The sequence below is a fragment of the Alteromonas sp. 4NH20-0056 genome, assembly GCF_057539655.1.
In genome coordinates, this window is sequence record NZ_BAAJLS010000003.1 from 214,132 (window position 1) to 232,023 (window position 17,892).

At 44.9% G+C, this 17,892-nt stretch carries 15 protein-coding genes; 13 read left to right on the plus strand and 2 right to left on the minus strand.

Features of this window, described 5'->3' with window-relative positions; genetic code table 11:
• Nucleotides 1-17 precede the first annotated feature (17 nt).
• A complete protein-coding gene (locus AC27EZ_RS07095) occupies nt 18-2,762 on the minus strand; it encodes a TonB-dependent receptor (protein ID WP_487134670.1) in 2,745 nt (914 codons plus the stop codon).
• A 305-nt stretch (nt 2,763-3,067) separates the two neighbouring features.
• Nucleotides 3,068-4,552, minus strand: coding sequence for a glycerol kinase GlpK (gene glpK / locus AC27EZ_RS07100; protein WP_487134671.1), 1,485 nt, complete (start codon nt 4,550-4,552; stop codon nt 3,068-3,070).
• 165 nt (nt 4,553-4,717) lie between these two features.
• Here glpK and AC27EZ_RS07105 point away from each other — a divergent pair, with 165 nt between their 5' ends.
• The 13 genes from AC27EZ_RS07105 to AC27EZ_RS07165 all read left to right on the plus strand — a co-directional run bounded on the left by AC27EZ_RS07105 (nt 4,718) and on the right by AC27EZ_RS07165 (nt 17,892).
• Nucleotides 4,718-5,476: a DeoR/GlpR family transcriptional regulator gene (locus AC27EZ_RS07105; RefSeq protein ID WP_487134672.1), complete on the plus strand. Its 759-nt coding sequence runs from the start codon at nt 4,718-4,720 to the stop codon at nt 5,474-5,476.
• A 196-nt stretch (nt 5,477-5,672) separates the two neighbouring features.
• Nucleotides 5,673-7,196, plus strand: a complete 1,524-nt coding sequence (gene glpD, locus AC27EZ_RS07110; protein WP_487134673.1) for a glycerol-3-phosphate dehydrogenase — start codon at nt 5,673-5,675, stop codon at nt 7,194-7,196.
• An 80-nt stretch (nt 7,197-7,276) separates the two neighbouring features.
• Nucleotides 7,277-7,873, plus strand: coding sequence for a phosphoglycerate mutase family protein (locus AC27EZ_RS07115; protein WP_487134674.1), 597 nt, complete (start codon nt 7,277-7,279; stop codon nt 7,871-7,873).
• Between the two features lie 131 nt (nt 7,874-8,004).
• A complete protein-coding gene (locus AC27EZ_RS07120; RefSeq protein WP_487134675.1) occupies nt 8,005-8,505 on the plus strand; it encodes a hypothetical protein in 501 nt (166 codons plus the stop codon).
• Nucleotides 8,506-8,637: 132 nt separating this feature from the next.
• Nucleotides 8,638-9,552, plus strand: a complete 915-nt coding sequence (locus tag AC27EZ_RS07125; protein WP_487134676.1) for an agglutinin biogenesis protein MshI — start codon at nt 8,638-8,640, stop codon at nt 9,550-9,552.
• The gene (locus tag AC27EZ_RS07130; RefSeq protein ID WP_487134677.1) at nt 9,549-10,157 is read left to right on the plus strand and encodes a PilN domain-containing protein; all 609 of its coding nucleotides are present in this window, start codon (nt 9,549-9,551) and stop codon (nt 10,155-10,157) included. Before AC27EZ_RS07125 ends, AC27EZ_RS07130 begins: the two co-directional genes overlap by 4 nt.
• A complete protein-coding gene (locus AC27EZ_RS07135) occupies nt 10,150-10,797 on the plus strand; it encodes an agglutinin biogenesis protein MshJ (RefSeq protein WP_487134678.1) in 648 nt (215 codons plus the stop codon). Before AC27EZ_RS07130 ends, AC27EZ_RS07135 begins: the two co-directional genes overlap by 8 nt.
• A complete protein-coding gene (locus AC27EZ_RS07140) occupies nt 10,775-11,110 on the plus strand; it encodes an agglutinin biogenesis protein MshK (RefSeq protein ID WP_487134679.1) in 336 nt (111 codons plus the stop codon). Before AC27EZ_RS07135 ends, AC27EZ_RS07140 begins: the two co-directional genes overlap by 23 nt.
• Nucleotides 11,094-12,818 carry a pilus (MSHA type) biogenesis protein MshL gene (mshL, locus tag AC27EZ_RS07145; RefSeq protein WP_487134680.1) on the plus strand — a complete coding sequence of 575 codons (1,725 nt, stop codon included), beginning with the start codon at nt 11,094-11,096 and terminating at the stop codon, nt 12,816-12,818. The genes AC27EZ_RS07140 and mshL overlap by 17 nt, the downstream gene beginning before the upstream one ends.
• A 1-nt stretch (nt 12,819) precedes the next feature.
• Nucleotides 12,820-13,719: an ExeA family protein gene (locus AC27EZ_RS07150; protein ID WP_487134681.1), complete on the plus strand. Its 900-nt coding sequence runs from the start codon at nt 12,820-12,822 to the stop codon at nt 13,717-13,719.
• Nucleotides 13,716-14,951, plus strand: a complete 1,236-nt coding sequence (locus tag AC27EZ_RS07155) for a tetratricopeptide repeat protein (protein WP_487134682.1) — start codon at nt 13,716-13,718, stop codon at nt 14,949-14,951. The genes AC27EZ_RS07150 and AC27EZ_RS07155 overlap by 4 nt, the downstream gene beginning before the upstream one ends.
• Nucleotides 14,951-16,663 (plus strand): GspE/PulE family protein, encoded by a 1,713-nt coding sequence (locus AC27EZ_RS07160; RefSeq protein WP_487134683.1) that lies wholly within the window; start codon nt 14,951-14,953, stop codon nt 16,661-16,663. Before AC27EZ_RS07155 ends, AC27EZ_RS07160 begins: the two co-directional genes overlap by 1 nt.
• On the plus strand, nt 16,663-17,892 hold the full coding sequence (locus tag AC27EZ_RS07165) for a type II secretion system F family protein (RefSeq protein ID WP_487134684.1): 1,230 nt from the start codon (nt 16,663-16,665) through the stop codon (nt 17,890-17,892). Before AC27EZ_RS07160 ends, AC27EZ_RS07165 begins: the two co-directional genes overlap by 1 nt.

Here is a 17,892-nt window from a genome sequence, read left to right on the forward strand (position 1 = left end):
TAATTCTTCAGATAGTATTAGAAGCTAGCGCGAACGCCAACTGCATAACGTGCACCATCGTTTACTTGCTGAACAAATTGCTCAGATAAACGACCACGGCGCGTTAATTCTTCTTCAGTAATATTGATACCTTCGAAGAATACCGTAAACGTTTCATCGATATCGTAGCTTACGCTCATATCAACTTGCGTGTAAGTCTCTGTAAAGCGTGGCTCTGTGCCACCTAACGAACTTACCGCTTCTTGCATGAAAGTTTCACGGTTGTTCAATGCTATACGCGCTTGGAAGGCATCTTTCTCGTAGAACAACGTGATGTTCTGAGAGTTACCAAGTCCAGGCAAGCTAAACTCTGCATCAGAGTTAACAATTGTCGCGTTTGCTTGGATACCGAAGCCACTTTCTAACGTGTGTAACCATGCTAGCTCTACACCTTCAACTTCAAGTGTTTCGCCATTTCTAGGACGTAGTACGCTAAATACATACTCGCCGCTGTCTAAAAATAGTGATTCATCGGCGGTTGCTGAAGCGATGAAGTCTTCCACTTCTTTATTGAATGCTGCTGCAGAGAAGTAGCTAGTGTCATCGTAATACCATTCTAATGATACATCCCAGCTAGTCGCTTTATAGGGTTGTAGGTCAGTATTACCAGCTTGCGCTTGAAGGTTACCTGGACGTGAAACGGTTACGTTAAACACAGGTACCAAATCGTCCATCATTGGACGAGTAAGCGTTTCAGCGTAAGCATAACGTAGGTAAAGGTCGTCGGTAAGTTGCAACTTAACGTTTACGTTAGGCAATAACGAAGAGTAGCTGTTTGTCTCGTTAACCGGCGTACCCGCTGCGGTAGCGAAAACGACGTTTAAGTCTGACGGATCGTTAGGGATGGGTTCAAGATCTTGTACTTGCTGACTTGTTCCATCTACAGACGTATTCGTTTCGCTATAACGGAAACCGAAGTTAACGTCTAACGGCATGTCTGAAATTTCAGTTGAGAAATAGAACTGTGCGTATGCACTTAAAATTTCTTCGCCGACTACGAATGAATCGTTACTTGGTTGAGGGTTAGCAATGTTGGTTGCATCAACGGCTGCACGAGCGGCTTCAAATGGGATACCGTAGGTATCTGCTAAAGCTTGTACACCTGCATCAGACGTTGCGTAATCAAAGAATGCTTCAGGGTCGTAAGTAAGCCACTGATTAGGTACACCTGAGAAATAGTTCTCTGCAGTAAATACAGTAAGCAACTCATCAGGCAAATCTACTTGGTAGCCACAGAAAACGCCACATGCAGAGGCAAAACGACGTGTGTTTGATTTTTCACGGTCTTGGTAGTAAACACCGAAATCAGCTTTATAGAATGCATTGTCCGAATCAGGAACCCATGTAAAGTCTGCACGGTATTCTGAAATCGTATCTTCTGTGTCGAAACCATTACGCTCGTTGTAATGCATACGACCTAGTGAAGGTGTTTGTAATGCTGCGTCACCGCCAGCAACGGCCAACGTAGGTGTAGCGCCTGAAAAGTCAACGCTGTACTCGTTGTTGTAACCCACAACGGTAAAGAAGTTATCACCACCGCTGTTGTCCTCTGCCGTAGAGGTAGACAAATCGATATTTGCCGTAAGGTTATCATTTACCAACCATTCGAAGTTAGCGCCAAATGCTTGAATCTCAACATCTCGACCGTAACGACGACGAATGAAGTCGGTTGCACCGCCTACACCATCAACTACAGTACTTGTCACACCAGAAAGGCTTCCGTTGTCGGTGAACGACATGTTGTCTAGGTTACCGTCTGAGAACCAGTGACCAACACTGTGTGCATCTGAATCTACTTCAAATTTAGAGTACAAACCATCAAAGGTAAGAGTCATATCGTCATTTGGCGCGTATTGAACAACAAGGTTGCCTGATGTTCTTTCACGGTCAACAAGGTCAACGATTTGGTCAAAGTTTTGCGGGATGAACACACCGTTATATTGCGCAGAATCAGCATAAGCAGGGTTATCTAACTGAGAACGGTCAGTAATGCTTACACCTGGACGCCAATAACGCGTTTCTAAAATATTAGTTTGTAATTCACGCTGTTGGAATGACGCTGATGCTAACACACCAAGCTTGCCGTCCATGAACGTGTTCGTTACCAAGCCTGACATTTGAGGTGATGTTTCTTCTGAAAGATCCTCATACATGCCTTTTACGCTAGCAACAGCTTTAAATCCATCAAACGCGAACGGACGAGCAGTCGTAATTTCAACGGTTGAACCTATCCCGCCTTCCTGCATTGATGCAAGTGGGCTCTTATATACTTTTGCGCCACTGATAAGTTCTGCTGGTAATGTATCGAAGCTGAATGCGCGGCCTTGGTTTTCAGTCGCGATTTGGCGACCGTTAACCAGTACAGTATTAAAGTCTGGGCCAAAACCACGGACAGTAATAAATTGACCTTCACCGCCAGACCGGTCAATGGCAACACCTGTTATACGTTGAAGCGATTCAGCAACGTTTTGGTCAGGGAATTTACCTAAGTCTTCAGCGGTAATGCCGTCATAAATTACGTCCGATGCTTTTTTATCGAGCATCGACGCTTTTAGTGAGCTGGTAAAACCTTTTACTTCAATGATTTCTACTTGGTCTTCGGTAGGTTTAGTATCTTCCTGAGCCAAAGTAATTGGTGCGTGTAGGGCAGTGGCGATCGCAACACCTAGTAGTGAGCGTTTCGCTATAGGGCCAAACTGTGATGTGTTTATTTTATGTGTCACTGTGTTTTCTCCGTGAGTAGGCTACGTTTTAACGTATTCTGCATCTAAATTACGTTTTTAGTATGTGCGGATCAAGCTTATTAACATTACTTTTACACTTCTTATAGTAAATATTTCTGATTATTATTTTCAAGCTTATGAAATATATACGTTTTTTAAAACAAGGAAAAAGGTGAAACGTTTACCTTGTTTCTGAATAGTAACACAAAAAATGATTGTAATGACAATGTTATAAAAATATTTTCGTATAAAAAAAGCGCGGTTTATTACCGCGCTTTATTAAAAATGCAACATGATGGATGTTTTTAAGAGCAGCGAATACGCTCTACGGCGGCTTTCCAGCCGTTGTATGCCTCGTCGCGTTCTTCTTTCGATAGCCGCGGCGTAAATACACTGTCACTTTCCCAACATTGGGTAAGCGTATCCATTGAGGCAAAAACACCCGCTTGGAGGCCTGCGAGGAAAGCCGCGCCTAAGGCCGTGGTTTCGGTAATCACAGGCCGCTCGACTTCTGCGCCGAGAATATCTGAAAGGAAGCCCATAACCCAATCGTTACGCGACATGCCACCGTCAACCCGTATATTGGTAGGGCGTGCGCCATCGCTTTCCATTGCTTTTTGCAGGTCTTTAGTTTGGTAGCATACTGACTGCAATCCTGCAGCGACAATCTCGCTTATGCCCGTATCACGAGTAAGACCAAGAATGGCACCACGTGCGTCGGGATCCCAGTAAGGCGCACCTAACCCTGTGAAGGCGGGTACTAAAAACACACCATTATCTTGTCTTGCTCGTTGTGCAAGAGCTTCTGTCTCTGATGCATCGTCAATTAACTTCAACCCATCACGTAACCATTGCACTGTAGCACCAGCCATAAAGATGCTGCCTTCCAATGCATAGGTTGTTTTACCATTAATGCGATAGCCAACGGTGGTAAGCAATCGATTCTTTGACTGAAGCGGGGTATCACCGGTGTTTAAAATCATAAAACACCCCGTTCCGTAGGTGCTCTTAGCCATGCCTTTTTCAAAACAGGCTTGACCTACAAGGGCAGCTTGTTGATCGCCGGCGACCCCTTGGATCGGTAGCGGCTGCCCTAAAATATCGGTTTTAACCGTGCCAAACTCCGCAGCACAGTCCATCACTTCTGGAAGCATGCAGGCCGGGATATTAAACGTCGAAAGCAGCTTGTCGTCCCAACATTGTTTATTAATGTCGAACAGCATCGTTCGAGAGGCGTTTGTCGCATCGGTTTTGTGTGATGTGCCGCCCGTTAAACGCCAAATTAAGAACGTATCAACCGTACCAAACAGTAACTCACCACGTTCGGCTCTTTCTTGCGCGCCTTCAACATTTTCAAGGATCCAGGCCACTTTTGTTGCTGAAAAGTAGGGGTCTAACAGCAGTCCTGTGGATGCCGTAATATGGTTCACCAGCGCTTCATCATCGTTCAGACTGCGGCATTTTTCTGCGGTACGTCTATCTTGCCAGACAATAGCCGGATATATGGCTTCGCCGGTCTTTTTATCCCATACCAGCGTTGTCTCACGCTGATTAGTGATACCGATAGACGCAATGTCTGAAGGTGAGAGGGAGCATTTTTCAAATACATCTCGCATTGTTTTCGTTACGCTATCCCAAATTTCTTCAGGGTTATGCTCAACCCATCCGTCTTTAGGATACTGTTGCGAAAATTCCTGCTGTGATACCGCGACAATGGTGCCGTCTGATGCGAATATTATGCTTCTAGAGCTTGTTGTACCTTGGTCGATGGCAAGTATGTATTGTCCCATGTCACCCTCCTGTTAGCTTTTTTTAAGAGTTTGCACCATTTACACCCGTTTAACAATCTCATATTTTCGAAAACGAACATTTCCATGTTCGTTTATACTTAGTGTTGTTTTGAAAATGTCGGTATACTGGAGCGTATTCAGAAGACAAGTAATGGCAGGGCAATCGTGAACCAAGCGCAACGGCATGAAAATATAGTAGGACTAATAAAGCAGCACGGCTTTATGTCTATCGATGATCTAGTGACATCTTGCGCGGTTACGCCTCAAACCATTCGCCGAGACCTAAATCAGCTTGCTGATGAAGGGATAGTAAGCCGTTATCACGGCGGCGCGGGGCTCTGTAAGAGTTGGGAGAATACACCATACCAAGAGCGAAAAACGCAAAACAGTGATGTAAAAGAGCGTATTGCAGAAGCAGTTGCTGCAATGATCCCCGACGGTGCCTCGTTGTTTATCAATATAGGTACGACGACAGAGCTTATTGCCACAAAATTGTTGCACCATAAAAATTTGCACATTGTGACCAATAACATCCATGTTGCTACGATTTTATCGGCCAAAGAAGACTTCTCGGTCATTATTGCCGCAGGAGAAGTTCGCTATCGAGATGGCGGAATTATTGGTGAAGCAACCTGTGACTTTATTAGTCAATTTAGAATGGATTACGGCATCATCGGCATAAGCGGAATTAGTGCAGATGGCGCTTTGCTCGACTTTGACTTTAGAGAAGTGAAAGTGTCACAAGCCATTTTAGAACATACTCAGCACGTTATTTTAGCTGCTGACTACAGCAAGTTCGAGCGCCGCGCCATGGTTGAGCAAGGCCATATCTCACAAGTCGATTGCCTCGTATGTGACAAAACACCCCCCACATCAATTCAAAAAATCATCAGCGAAAACAATATAAGTTTTGTAAAAGCATAAAGCGTTACGGCGAAGAAAGTGTAGCGAATTAGCACCGCGATAATAGGCATATTTTCTCTAACTCTGTTCATGGGCAGTTATATTTTCAAGCATTACTGAAATCTTAAATGTTCGTTTGTGTTCGTTTTGTGTTGACATGGTTTCCTTTTGGCGGTCAAATAGCCATATTGTGTGAAAATTCCTATGGGGCCGAGAAATGAGCGAAACAACCGAAGATAAAATTTATGATGTCATCGTAGTAGGTGGTGGTGTTAATGGTGTCGGTGTTGCTTTGGATGCTGCAGGTCGTGGTTTGTCTGTGTTGCTTTCTGAAAAAGGTGACCTAGCTGGCGCAACCTCTTCGTCAAGTAGTAAGCTTATCCACGGTGGTCTTCGTTACCTCGAACATTACGAGTTTCGCTTAGTGAAAGAGGCGTTAGCAGAGCGAGAAGTATTACTGCAAAAAGCACCACATATTATGTGGCCACTTCGTTTTAGGCTTCCTCACCAAAAGCACCTTCGGCCTGCCTGGATGATTCGCATTGGTTTATTCCTTTACGACTCTCTTGCGAAAAGGAATATACTTCCTCGCTCAAAAAAATTAAAAACCACACCAGATAGCCCGTTAGTTAGTGATATTACAACATGCTTTGAATATTCTGACGGGTGGGTAGATGACGCTCGCTTGGTAGTACTTAATGCGCTAGCAGCACAAGATCAAGGTGCGCAAATCTATACGCGTACTGAATGCCTTTCAGCGGTAAAAGAAGATTCATTATGGTCGGTTACTTTTCGTGACAATGAAGGGAAAACGTTTACACGAAGATCGCGCTCAATCGTGAATGCGGCGGGTCCGTGGGCGGTTTCATTTTTGGATAGGCTTGCTGATACGTCAAACCCCAACGCCATGCGTATGGTGAAAGGCAGTCACTTTGTAGTTCCTAAACTTTATGATACCGACGAAGCCTATATTCTTCAGAACGAGGATGGTCGCATTGTCTTTGTTATTCCATATGAAGATGATTTTTCTCTGGTAGGGACGACAGATGAGAATTACGAAGGTAACCCGTCAGACGCTGCAATTTCAGGAGCAGAAACCGACTATCTTATCGATATTGTAAACAGCTATTTTAAAACGAAAATTTCGACAGATAATATCGTGCACAGTTATAGTGGTGTCAGACCACTTCTAGAAGAGGCGAATGCGTCTGCGCAAGAACTTACCCGTGACTACAAAGTGGAATTAGTCGGTGATAAAGGCGAGCCAATATTGCTCAATATTTTTGGTGGGAAAATTACCACCTACCGAAAACTTGCAGAGCACGCCGTCGATAAATTAGTCACGTGCTTTCCTAAAGCAGGAAAAGCATGGACACAGCGTGTGCCATTACCTGGCGGGGCGTTTAGCGACCAAACGTCACTAGCGCAAACGCTGGCAACACAATTTCCTTGGTTACCCGAAAACGTGGTGTGTCGCTACGTTCGCCAATATGGCATGTTGTGTATGAAATTTCTGGACGGAAAACAACATATTGACCAAATGGGGACCGATTTTGGTAGCGGTCTATATGAAGTCGAGATCAACTATCTCATTGAACGAGAATGGGCGTTATCACTTGAAGATGTGCTGTGGCGTAGAACAAAGCATGGCCTTCGGTTAAGCAGTGAACAACAATCGGTGCTATCAAGTTATATTAACGAGCGCGTTAATCAAGATACAGAGCTTCAAGTATCTGCATAGCGAGGTCGAGTCGGTTATCGTTGGTCTGTAATGCGGCCCAACGATAATGACTGGCTGCAACACCTTACAAGGAGGTAAGTGTGAATAGGCAAAATAACTTAAAGCAGCCACCCACCTATGCGAAAAAAGCGCCTAAGGAAATTGTCTTAATTCGTCATGGAAAGCCGGCATCAGCACATAACCAACAGATAAATGCGAGCGCTTACGCGCAGTGGGTGCGTCGTTACAATTTGTCATCATTGGACCCTAAAAGTAAACCTACCGCTCATGTGTCCCTCGCCCATAGCTACATTATCGTAAGCTCGCTGAAACGTGCTGCGTTGAGCGCCTCAGCATATGGCGCTGTGGATATTAACGAAGTGCAACCTCTTTTGAGGGAAATGGACATCCCCTATTATCGCCTCCCATTTTCTATGAAAGCGTGGCACTGGGTTCTTGTCTCTCGGTTACTCTGGTTTTTGGGTAAAAAAGGAAGGTTTGAATCGTTTAAAGAGGCAAAATCTCGCGTTATATTACTCGCCGATCATCTTGAATCTATCATGCTTACAGAGTCTAGAGTTGTACTGTTCGGACATGGGCTAATCCACTATTTTTTGCAACGGCAATTAAAAAAACGGGGTTGGCTATTAGTGGAAAAAAACAGCGAATTCTGGGGTGTTTCTCGCTTAGTGAAATGAAGAGAGTAATATTCTCGTAGATGACACCGTGCAATTCCCTTACTATGTTTGCGACTACTTACATCTTGGCACTCTATCTTTAGCCATTCCTGCCGATAATGTATTGAAAGCAACAAAGAGACAACATAGTCATGCAAGAAATCAAAAATAGTACAAACAATAACAGCTGGGCGGCGGCGGTATTGATCATCCTTTTTGCTGCCGTGGCTGTGGCTATTATAAGTCGGCTTGATACACGTTCAGACAATACCACTATGATTGAATTTGAACAGCTAGCAACTAAATTTTCTGACCATGTTACTGCTGCGCATTGGAAGTGGAAAGCCGAGCAACCCACATCAATGATCATGCTCGTTCACTACAACAACGAAGGGCGAGAAATAAACAGAAGCCCAGTAAAGCTTAGTTACTTGGGTTGGCCGATGGCAGACGACTCAGAAGAAGGTTGTGAAAAAATATGGTCGTATATGATTGCCGAGCCAATGCGTGTTGATGGCTTCAGGGTACATGCCGATTACTATAAGGATACCGACGACGGCGTTACAGTCTCGTGGTGTCGATACCGGTTAAGCTCGGGTGAATATTTCGACTATTACCCAACCACCGGGGAAGTCGTAAAAGCCATTGATTAATAGTAGGCATCCATTTGTTATTTTTAGATAATTAGTATACTTTCCTAACGCAACGGTGTACCAATATACCTATAAAAGTTATGGTTTGAGTTAGCGCGAGCGACCGCACGAATAATATAATAAAGTGGACTTATGCAAATTCCTTTTTTTAATACGCAAAAAGAGACAAAAAACCTCATCGTCAGCATTGCGATTGATGCGTCGGGGCTGAGTGTTGTTGCGATTAAAAAGAGCGATGCATCATGGCATTTAGAAAGTGCCACTACGCAAGCACTTACTCCTTCTTCAAGTATAGAAAAGCAGATTGCCGATGTGCTGTCACAATGGGACAAGCAGCAATGCGCGGTAACGCTTACCCTCGCCCAAGAATCATATCATGTGGTGCAAACCGACAAGCCAGACGTTCCAGAAAGCGACGTCATAGAAGCACTCCCCTGGTTACTCGGCGATGTAGTACCGTTTGATGCGTCAAATATCATCTTAGATTATGTCGACTACCCAGTTAAACAGCGTTCAGGCACCCAAAAAATAGATGTTTTTGCAGCAGATAAAACCCAACTGTCTTCTTTGGTTGGCACAATAGAAAAACGAAAATCAACGCAGCTAACGCACATTCATGTCAAAGAGGTACTCGTTAGTGACATGCTGCCTGACGATGATTATGCTCGATTGATTATTGTTCAAGAGCCATCAAGTGAGCCTTTCATTATGATAGTGCGCGCCAAACATATTTGGTTGGCACGGCGGCTGCGCGGCTATCTTCCTAAACTTCAGGAGGGGACGGATTTATCTCACGTGGCCGATTCCTTGGGGTTGGAAATTCAGCGTTCTATGGACTTCTATGAATCTCAGTTGAAGCAACCCCCGCTAAAAGAAGTATTGTTCAAAACGCAATTCGATTGTGCGCCGGTTATTGAGCGCTTAAAGCCTTTTCAGCCTGCTCACATGGCTGAATTTGTTCCGGAACTGCCCCTTGCCGATGTTGTTAGTAGTCACTGCCACTTCGCGTTAGCGAGTGCCTTTTACGCGACAGGAGACGCGGAATGAAGCGCACGGTAAACCTTTATCATGCTTCGCTTAAACCTCAAAAAGACGCGTTTTCGCTTGCACGTGTTGCTGGAGTAAATGGCGCGGTATTGGCAATCCTTATACTCGTTGTTATTGGGTTCAGCATTTACGAAGGAAGCCAAGATAAGACGCTGGGTAGTTTACGTACAAAGATTTCATCAAAGCAGGACGTGGTCTCAACATTGACGGCGCAGTTAGCAACAAAGCGCGATACCGCACCTCTTGAGCAGCGACTAGCAGACATTGAGGAAGAGCTTTCTAATAAACAAGCATTGGTCCGTTACCTAAACCAAGGCGAGCTTTCTTTCGACGCAACACGGTATGGGCAGCTTATGGACGACCTAGCGACCTACCACAATGATGAGCTCTGGCTTACGCACATTACTGTCACAAACAATGATATAAGTTTGTCTGGAGAGACGCTCGCTCCTTCTGCTATACCCAATTGGCTAAAGTCACTTCAGCGCGCCTCCTTTTTTAAAGGAAAGACCTTTTCAATTGTCCAATTAGACGAAGTAAAAGAGGGCAATGCAGTTAGGCAGTTTACTATCTCCAGCCGTGCAAAAGGGGAAGGCAATGAATAATTGGCAAACCCTGTCTTCGCGTTTCTCGGCGCTTCAACGTCGCGAGAAAAAGCTGATTTTTTACGTAAGCCTAGGGTTAATTATCTATTTGTTTGTGTGGTTCGCGTTTTTACCCACAATGGACAACCTGACTAAGATTGAAAGGGCCCACGCTGACGCCTCACGTGATTTATATGCTTTGGAAGTGCAGCAAGAAGCGCTAGAACAAGCCTTAACAGTCGACTATCAAACACAGCTACAAACAAAAATTGATAACACTATCGCAGCCATTTCGCAGGTTAACACGCAGCTTGACGCTATAAACGAGGGCTTTGTAGGTGCCAATAGTATGCCTGAGTTGCTAATGACGTTACTAAACGAGCAACCAGCGCTGACACCGCTGCAATTCAGCGTGCTTGGCACGGAAGCGATTCGGCTGGGGGACGACCCTGAAGCTGACGCTATGTTCTACCGACATAACATGACATTGAGCGTAGAAGGTGACTATTTCTCGCTGCGTGCGTACCTTGATAGTTTGCAGCAAGCGAATCAGAAAGTAGCGGTAACATCATATAATTATCAGGTAGATACGTACCCTACCGCGCGTTTAACCCTAAATTTGGCAACAGTGAGTAGCAATGAAACGTTTATTTCACTTTAGGTTATTGCTGGTTGTCTTGTTTGCTTGTGCTTACCCGATAAGTGCAGCAATACTAAAAGACCCGACTAAACCCCCTAGTGGGTTTGCTAGTGGTAAAAAAAATGCCGTTAATACACAACTATCTGGCTATGTGGTGCAGTCAATAATCAGTAAGTCAAACACTATGCGTGCCATCATCTCAGGCAAGTATTACCAAGAAGGTGATACGATCGGAGACTACGTGGTTTCAGAAATTAATAAACGAGACGTGGTCATTGAAAATGGGCGTGAGCGTAAAACTCTTGAATTGTACTCTTATGAAATTAAAAAATAATTACACCGCACGAAGCCTTTTTCTTTTGCTTGCGTTTGTTGTCGCAGGTTGCCAAACCTACGGGGTAGGCGAGAAAGTTCAACCTCATATTAGTGAGGAACTTGATACCCTTTCTTCAGCGCCAAGCGCGAGTCAACAGGTGCCGGCACAGTTTGCGCAAGAGTTACTCTCGTCAGTAGGTGGCTTCACGCCGGTCATGTCGAATGCTGCGCAACAAACCTTTAATGTGGTGGCCAGTGATGTAGACGTTCGCCCATTTTTTGATGCGTTGGTCGATGGCACGCCATACAGTGTGGCGGTGCACCCCGCGGTGAATGGCAAAATTAGCTTAACGCTGAAAGAAGTGGGGTTAGACGATGTCATTAAAATTATTACGAGAATGTACCCCCTAGACGTATTTAGAGAGGGCAAAGTGGTACAGGTGATGCCGGCTCAAATGAAAACCGAGTCGATTCCAGTTAACTTCTTAATGATGAAACGTTTTGGCGTTTCAAATGTCAGCGTGATCGCCGGTGGTGTTACCGAGCAGGATCAAAACAACGGCAATATGAATAACAATGGAATTAACGGCAACAACAATATAGCTGGCGGCCAAGCTGGTGCGGGTGGCATGAACGGGGTTGGCAATAATATTCAGCAGTTGAATGGGTCGAATATCCAAACCACCAGTGAAAATGATTTTTGGAAAGACTTAAAAGAAGCGCTGGGTATTTTAATTACGCCTACCGATGGGCGCCAAATAATTGTATCACCGCAATCGGGTTTGGTAACGGTTCGAGCGCTCCCTAGCGAAATCGCGGTGGTAAAAGACTTCTTACTGCAAAGCCAAGAAAGTTTACAACGTCAGGTGGTGCTAGAGGCTCGTATTATTGAAGTGACGCTAAACGATGGCTATCAACAAGGGGTGCGTTGGGACCGCATAGCCAGCGGTTTAACCGGCTCAGTAAATTTTGGGTTAAGTGGAGGTACACTTGCGTCAAACTTTGCCTCAGGTGTTAACCCTGCCGTGAATGCGGTAAATCGGATAGGAAATGCTATATCAACCGACATAGGTGGTGTATCAACTCTTCGTATTTCTCGTGGTGACTTCGACGGCGTAATTAACATGCTGCAAACCCAAGGTGATGTGCAAATGCTCAGTAACCCAAGGGTAACGGTAACGAATAATCAAAAAGCGGTTATTAAAGTAGGCCAAGACGAGTACTTTGTTACTGATGTGTCTAGCAGCGATAGTATTGGCGGTGCTACCACCCAAAACCAAAATGATATTGAGCTTACGCCATTTTTCTCAGGAATAGCATTAGATGTTACACCGCAAATTGATGGCAGTGGTTCGGTCATTTTGCACGTTCACCCTTCAGTCACAGAAACGGCAGAACAAACCAAAAGTATCCAAGTGGGTGAGCAACAAATCCAGTTGCCACTGGCGCAAAGCAATATTCGCGAGTCTGACACGGTCATTCGTGCAAGAGACGGTGAAATTGTGGTTATTGGCGGGCTGATGGAAACCATCACCAGTGATGAAGAATCTAAAACGCCATTGCTAGGTGACATTCCTGTTCTCGGTAACTTGTTCAAGAACACCCGCAAAACACAAAGTAAACGCGAGTTAGTTATTTTGATCCGCCCTTCTGTGGTGCAGCCTGATTCATGGGAGAAGCAGAAGGCGCGCACTCAAAGCCTGTTAGATAAGTGGTACCAAAACTAATATGTACCAGGACTTTTTTCACTTCGATGAAATGCCGTTTTCGCTCACGCCGAATACTGAGTTTTTCTGCGCGTTGGCACCTCACAACGAAGCGTTAAAGGTCATTCTTTCTGCACTAAGTATGTCTGAAGGTTTTATCAAAGTCACCGGCGAAGTGGGGACAGGCAAAACCCTATTGTGCAGAAAGCTTATCAATCATCTGAATGAGAAATTTGTCGCTTGTTATCTTCCTAACCCCTTTTTAGCACCAGAAGAGCTTAAACTGGCGTTTGCCAAAGAGTTGGGCGTTGATAAATCAATCCTTAAGCACACCGACAGCGTCCATAGCGTAATAGAAGATACGTTATTAAACTTAAAACGAGAGGGGCGTCAGGCCATCCTTATTATCGACGAGGCCCAATCGCTCAGCTGGGACGCATTAGAAATGCTCCGTTTGTTCAGTAACTTGGAGACAGAGAAAAGTAAGCTTCTTCAAATAGTATTATTCGGGCAGCCTGAGCTAAATGACAGGTTGGCGAATGCTAGAGTAAGACAGATTCGTCAGCGTATTAGCTTTACCTACACGTTGCGTCCTATGACATCGGCCGAGGTGGTTTATTACATCGGGTATCGTACTGAGGCAGCTGGAGGTGACAAAAACCTGTTTCCAAAGCCGGTGTGCAGTGTTGTGGGGTACGTTACAAAAGGAATACCCCGTTTGGTTAATATTCTTTGCCACAAAATGCTATTGCAAGCCTATGGTGAAGGAAAAACAACCGTAACGTTAAAGCATGCGATTACGGCAGCACTCGATACGGAAGATTGCAAATATCGTCTGATGCTCCGTCAATGGGGTGTTATTGCAGTATGTGCCGGCATTGTTATTGGTGCCGCTTATATTGCGTCTGGGGGCGGCCTATGAGCTTGCTAAATGAAACGCTAAAATCGTTGGATAATCGACATCAACAGAATGATTTTGGTTTACCACCAACCATTAAGGTGTCTAATGGGTTTCCTACTATTCGCATCGCGTTAGTCTGCTTTATTGCGTTAATCGCTTATCTTGTCATTACCCTTATTCCTGAGAAACCCTTACATACGAAGGCGGATGAGGTTAATACATCTGCATCAGAAGACACCGCGCCAGCGCTCTCCACTCCTTTGCCTAATGTGTCTATACTAGAAGATGCACGTAGCGAGCGAGAAGGCTTAATAACGCCGCCGTTAAGCCAAGACGATTTGCTTGCAATGAAGCCAGCAAGTTCGGTATCTGAGCAAGTATTTGATGACACCCTATCGCAGGATGACGAAGAAACCTTTCGCGTAGGCAGTGCCACGCAGCCTTCGGCGGGCGTTGACAATCGCAGCGATGACAACGTCGATATTACAGAACAACAAGTAGCGCGTAGCGCTCAGTCCCAGACATCTCGCAGTCAAACGGCGACAGCGCAACGACTAGCACCCAGCACAACACAGGCCGATGATGCGCCTAGTGTCGAGGTATTGAATACTGGTGAGGCACGCATTATCACGCGAGAGTCAGATGTGCTTGTTACGCCTAAAACGCCACAGCAGCAAAGTGATGACCTCTTCGACGCGGCTCAAAAAGCATTTGAGTTTGGCATTATTACAGAAGCAAAAAATAGTGCAAAGCAGGCACTGGTTGCCAACCCCATGAATCAGCAAGCACGTGAATTACTGGTATCTGTTTTTTACACAGAAGGTGATATCGATGGTGCGTTGGCTGTTTTAGCTGAAGGTATACAAACTGAGCCCGCTTCTATTTTGTGGCGAGAATTAAGTGCAAAAATATTTGTAGAGTTAAACCGTATCCAAGATGTTATTGCTGTTTCACCTAATAGCTTAGACAGTAAAGCGTTGGGTGAAGCGCGAAGCGACTACTTAATTATTAAAGGAACAGCAGCGCAAGCACTCGGTGAACACACGATGGCTATCTCAGCCTTTAGCGCAATGACACAGCTACAGCCATCAGCAGGAAAATGGTGGTTTGCACTTGCCATCAGTTATCAAGCGCAGGGCATGATGCAAAACGCGATGCTCGCTTATCAACATGCATTAGCGAAAGGTGGGTTGTCGGCAGAGGCTGAGCGCTATGCCGTCGAACAGTTACCCTTAGTACAGGAGCAGAATTAATGCGCCCTCGATTAAAAATGCGGCTCGGTGATTTACTGGTTCATGAGAACATTATATCGAGTGAGCAATTAGATGAAGCGCTCGCTACGCAACGTACCACCGGTCGCAAGTTAGGTGACACACTAATTAATTTGAAATTCATTGGTGAGCCCCAGTTGTTGCGATTTTTAGCGCAGCAGCTCAATGTTCCATTTTTGGACATATCGCAGCGAAACATTGCGCCAGAACATGCGCAGTTGCTACCTGAAACCTACGCCCGACGATATCGCGCCCTCGTTATCGAAGCTGACGAAGAAAACGTGCTTCTTGGTATGAGCGACCCGACGGATTTGGGCGGGCTCGACCAACTTGGTCCATTGTTTGAACCAAGAAATATGGACCTTGCTATTGTACAAGAAAGTCAGATGCTGGAAGCGTTTGACTCTGTGTATCGTCGAACGCAAGAAATAGCCTCGTTCGCAGAAAAACTGGATGAAGAATACGACGATGATATCGAGTTCGAACTATCAGCGCTCGATGACAGCACGTCAGATGCAACGGTAGTAAAGCTTCTCCAGTCAATTTTTGAAGATGCCGTACAAGTAAGGGCTTCGGATATTCATATCGAACCCGATGAAAAAACGCTACGTATTCGTCAGCGAGTAGACGGAGTATTGCAAGAAAATACGCTAGACCAAGTTAAAATAGCGTCTGCGTTAGTACTTCGTTTAAAGCTTATGTCGGGGTTAGATATTTCTGAGAAACGGTTGCCGCAAGATGGACGTTTTAATATAAAAGTGAAAGGCCACAGCGTTGATGTGCGTGTGTCCACCATGCCGGTGTCAAACGGCGAAGCGGTCGTTATGCGTTTGTTAGATCAGTCAGCAGGCCTGTTAACGTTAGATCAAACCGGCATGCCAGCAGCCATGGCAGAAAAGTTTAGAGCAGCAATTAAACGCCCCCATGGCTTAATTTTGGTTACCGGCCCTACTGGTTCGGGTAAAACCACCACGCTTTATGGCGCGTTGAGTGAATTAAACCGTCCAGATTTAAAAATTATCACGGTTGAAGATCCGATTGAATATCGTCTTCCACGCATCAATCAAGTGCAAGTTAATACCAAAATAGGTTTAGACTTTGCCGCTATTTTACGTACCACGCTTCGTCAAGACCCAGATATTATTATGGTGGGCGAAATGCGTGACCAAGAAACCGTTGAAATAGGGTTGCGTGGCGCGCTTACCGGTCACTTAGTGCTTAGCACGCTTCACACTAACGACGCGGTTTCTAGTGCAATACGTTTAATTGATATGGGCGCTGCCCCTTATCTTGTTGCAACGTCGTTAAGAGGGGTCATTGCTCAGCGTCTAGTAAGGCGAATTTGTGACAACTGCAAAACAGAACGTCCGCCCTCTAATCAAGAAGCAACATGGGTAAAGTTCTTAAAGCCTGATTTAGCCGATGCGACTTTTTACCATGGTATGGGGTGCAATAGTTGTAATCAAACGGGTTATCGCGGGCGAATCGGTGTCTTTGAGTTCTTAGAAATGAACGAAGACATGATGGAAGCGCTTCGAGGCGATAATACACAAGGCTTTGTCGATGCAACCAATGAAAATAAAGACTTTGTGCCCCTCTCTCATATGGCGCTAGATTATGCGGCTAAAGGTAAAACGTCACTTGATGAAGTGTTTAAAGTGGCGGAGTTTGTGCCAGAGGTAATTAACCACTAATGCCAACTTTCAAATACATCGGGAAATTGCATAGCGGCGAGCAAGCCGCAGGAACCATTGATGCAATATCAAAGCAAGCTGCAGCACAAATGCTGTTAGGCAGAAAAATTATCCCCGGTAGTATTGTTGAAACCAAAGCAACTATGACTGAAGAGAGCGGGTTTAACATTTCTCAATTACTAGAACCTGCTATTGGTTTAAATGAATTGATTATCTTTTCTCGTCAAATGTACTCGTTGCAAAAGGCCGGCATTCCAATTATCCGAGCGATAAACGGGTTAAGTGAAAATGCATCTCACAGCCGCTTTCAAGCAATTTTAAAAGACATTGCCAATCAGTTAGAACAAGGCCGGCCGTTATCTTCTGCCATGGCAAAATACGAAAAGGTTTTTGGCAGGTTGACCATTTCAGTTGTTGTCGTTGGCGAAAATACGGGAAAGCTCGATGACGTATTTTTGCAGCTTGCTCTGTATTTTGAACGAGAGCAGGAAACAAGAAAGCGCATTAAATCTGCATTACGCTACCCAACATTTGTCGTTATCGCCCTCGTTATCGCAATGTTTATATTGAACTTGTTCGTTATACCGGTATTTACGCAAATGTTTAGCCGTTTTGGTGCCGACTTACCTTTAATGACTAAAATACTTATTGGTACATCAAACTTTGTCGTCAACTATTGGTGGCTTTTAATCCTGATAATGGTTGCTTTAGTTGTACTTATAAAACAATATGTTAATTCTGTTCGTGGGCGCCTGAAATGGGACAAAATTAAACTAAAGTTGCCTATTGTTGGTAGTATTATTGAGCGATCCTTGTTGTCACGATACGGTCGCAGTTTTTCGATGATATTGCGCGCAGGGGTGCCGCTTACTGCGGGCTTGTCACTAACGGCAGACGCAGTAGATAACGCCTACATGCAGCAACAAATTAGAGAAATGCGTAAAGGTATAGAGAAAGGCGAAAGTTTACTAAGGGTTTCAAAAGCCAGTGGGCTGTTTTCTACCCTCGTGCTGCAAATGGTGGCGGTGGGGGAAGAAACAGGGCGCCTTGAGCCATTACTTGAAGAAAGCGCTGACTATTACGAGCGTGAAGTAGACTTTGACTTAAAAAGCCTTACGGCAAAGATTGAACCCATATTAATTGGCTTTGTGGCCATAATGGTACTGGTTTTGGCGCTTGGTATATTCACACCAATGTGGAGCATGATGTCAGCCGTTAAAGGTGGTTGA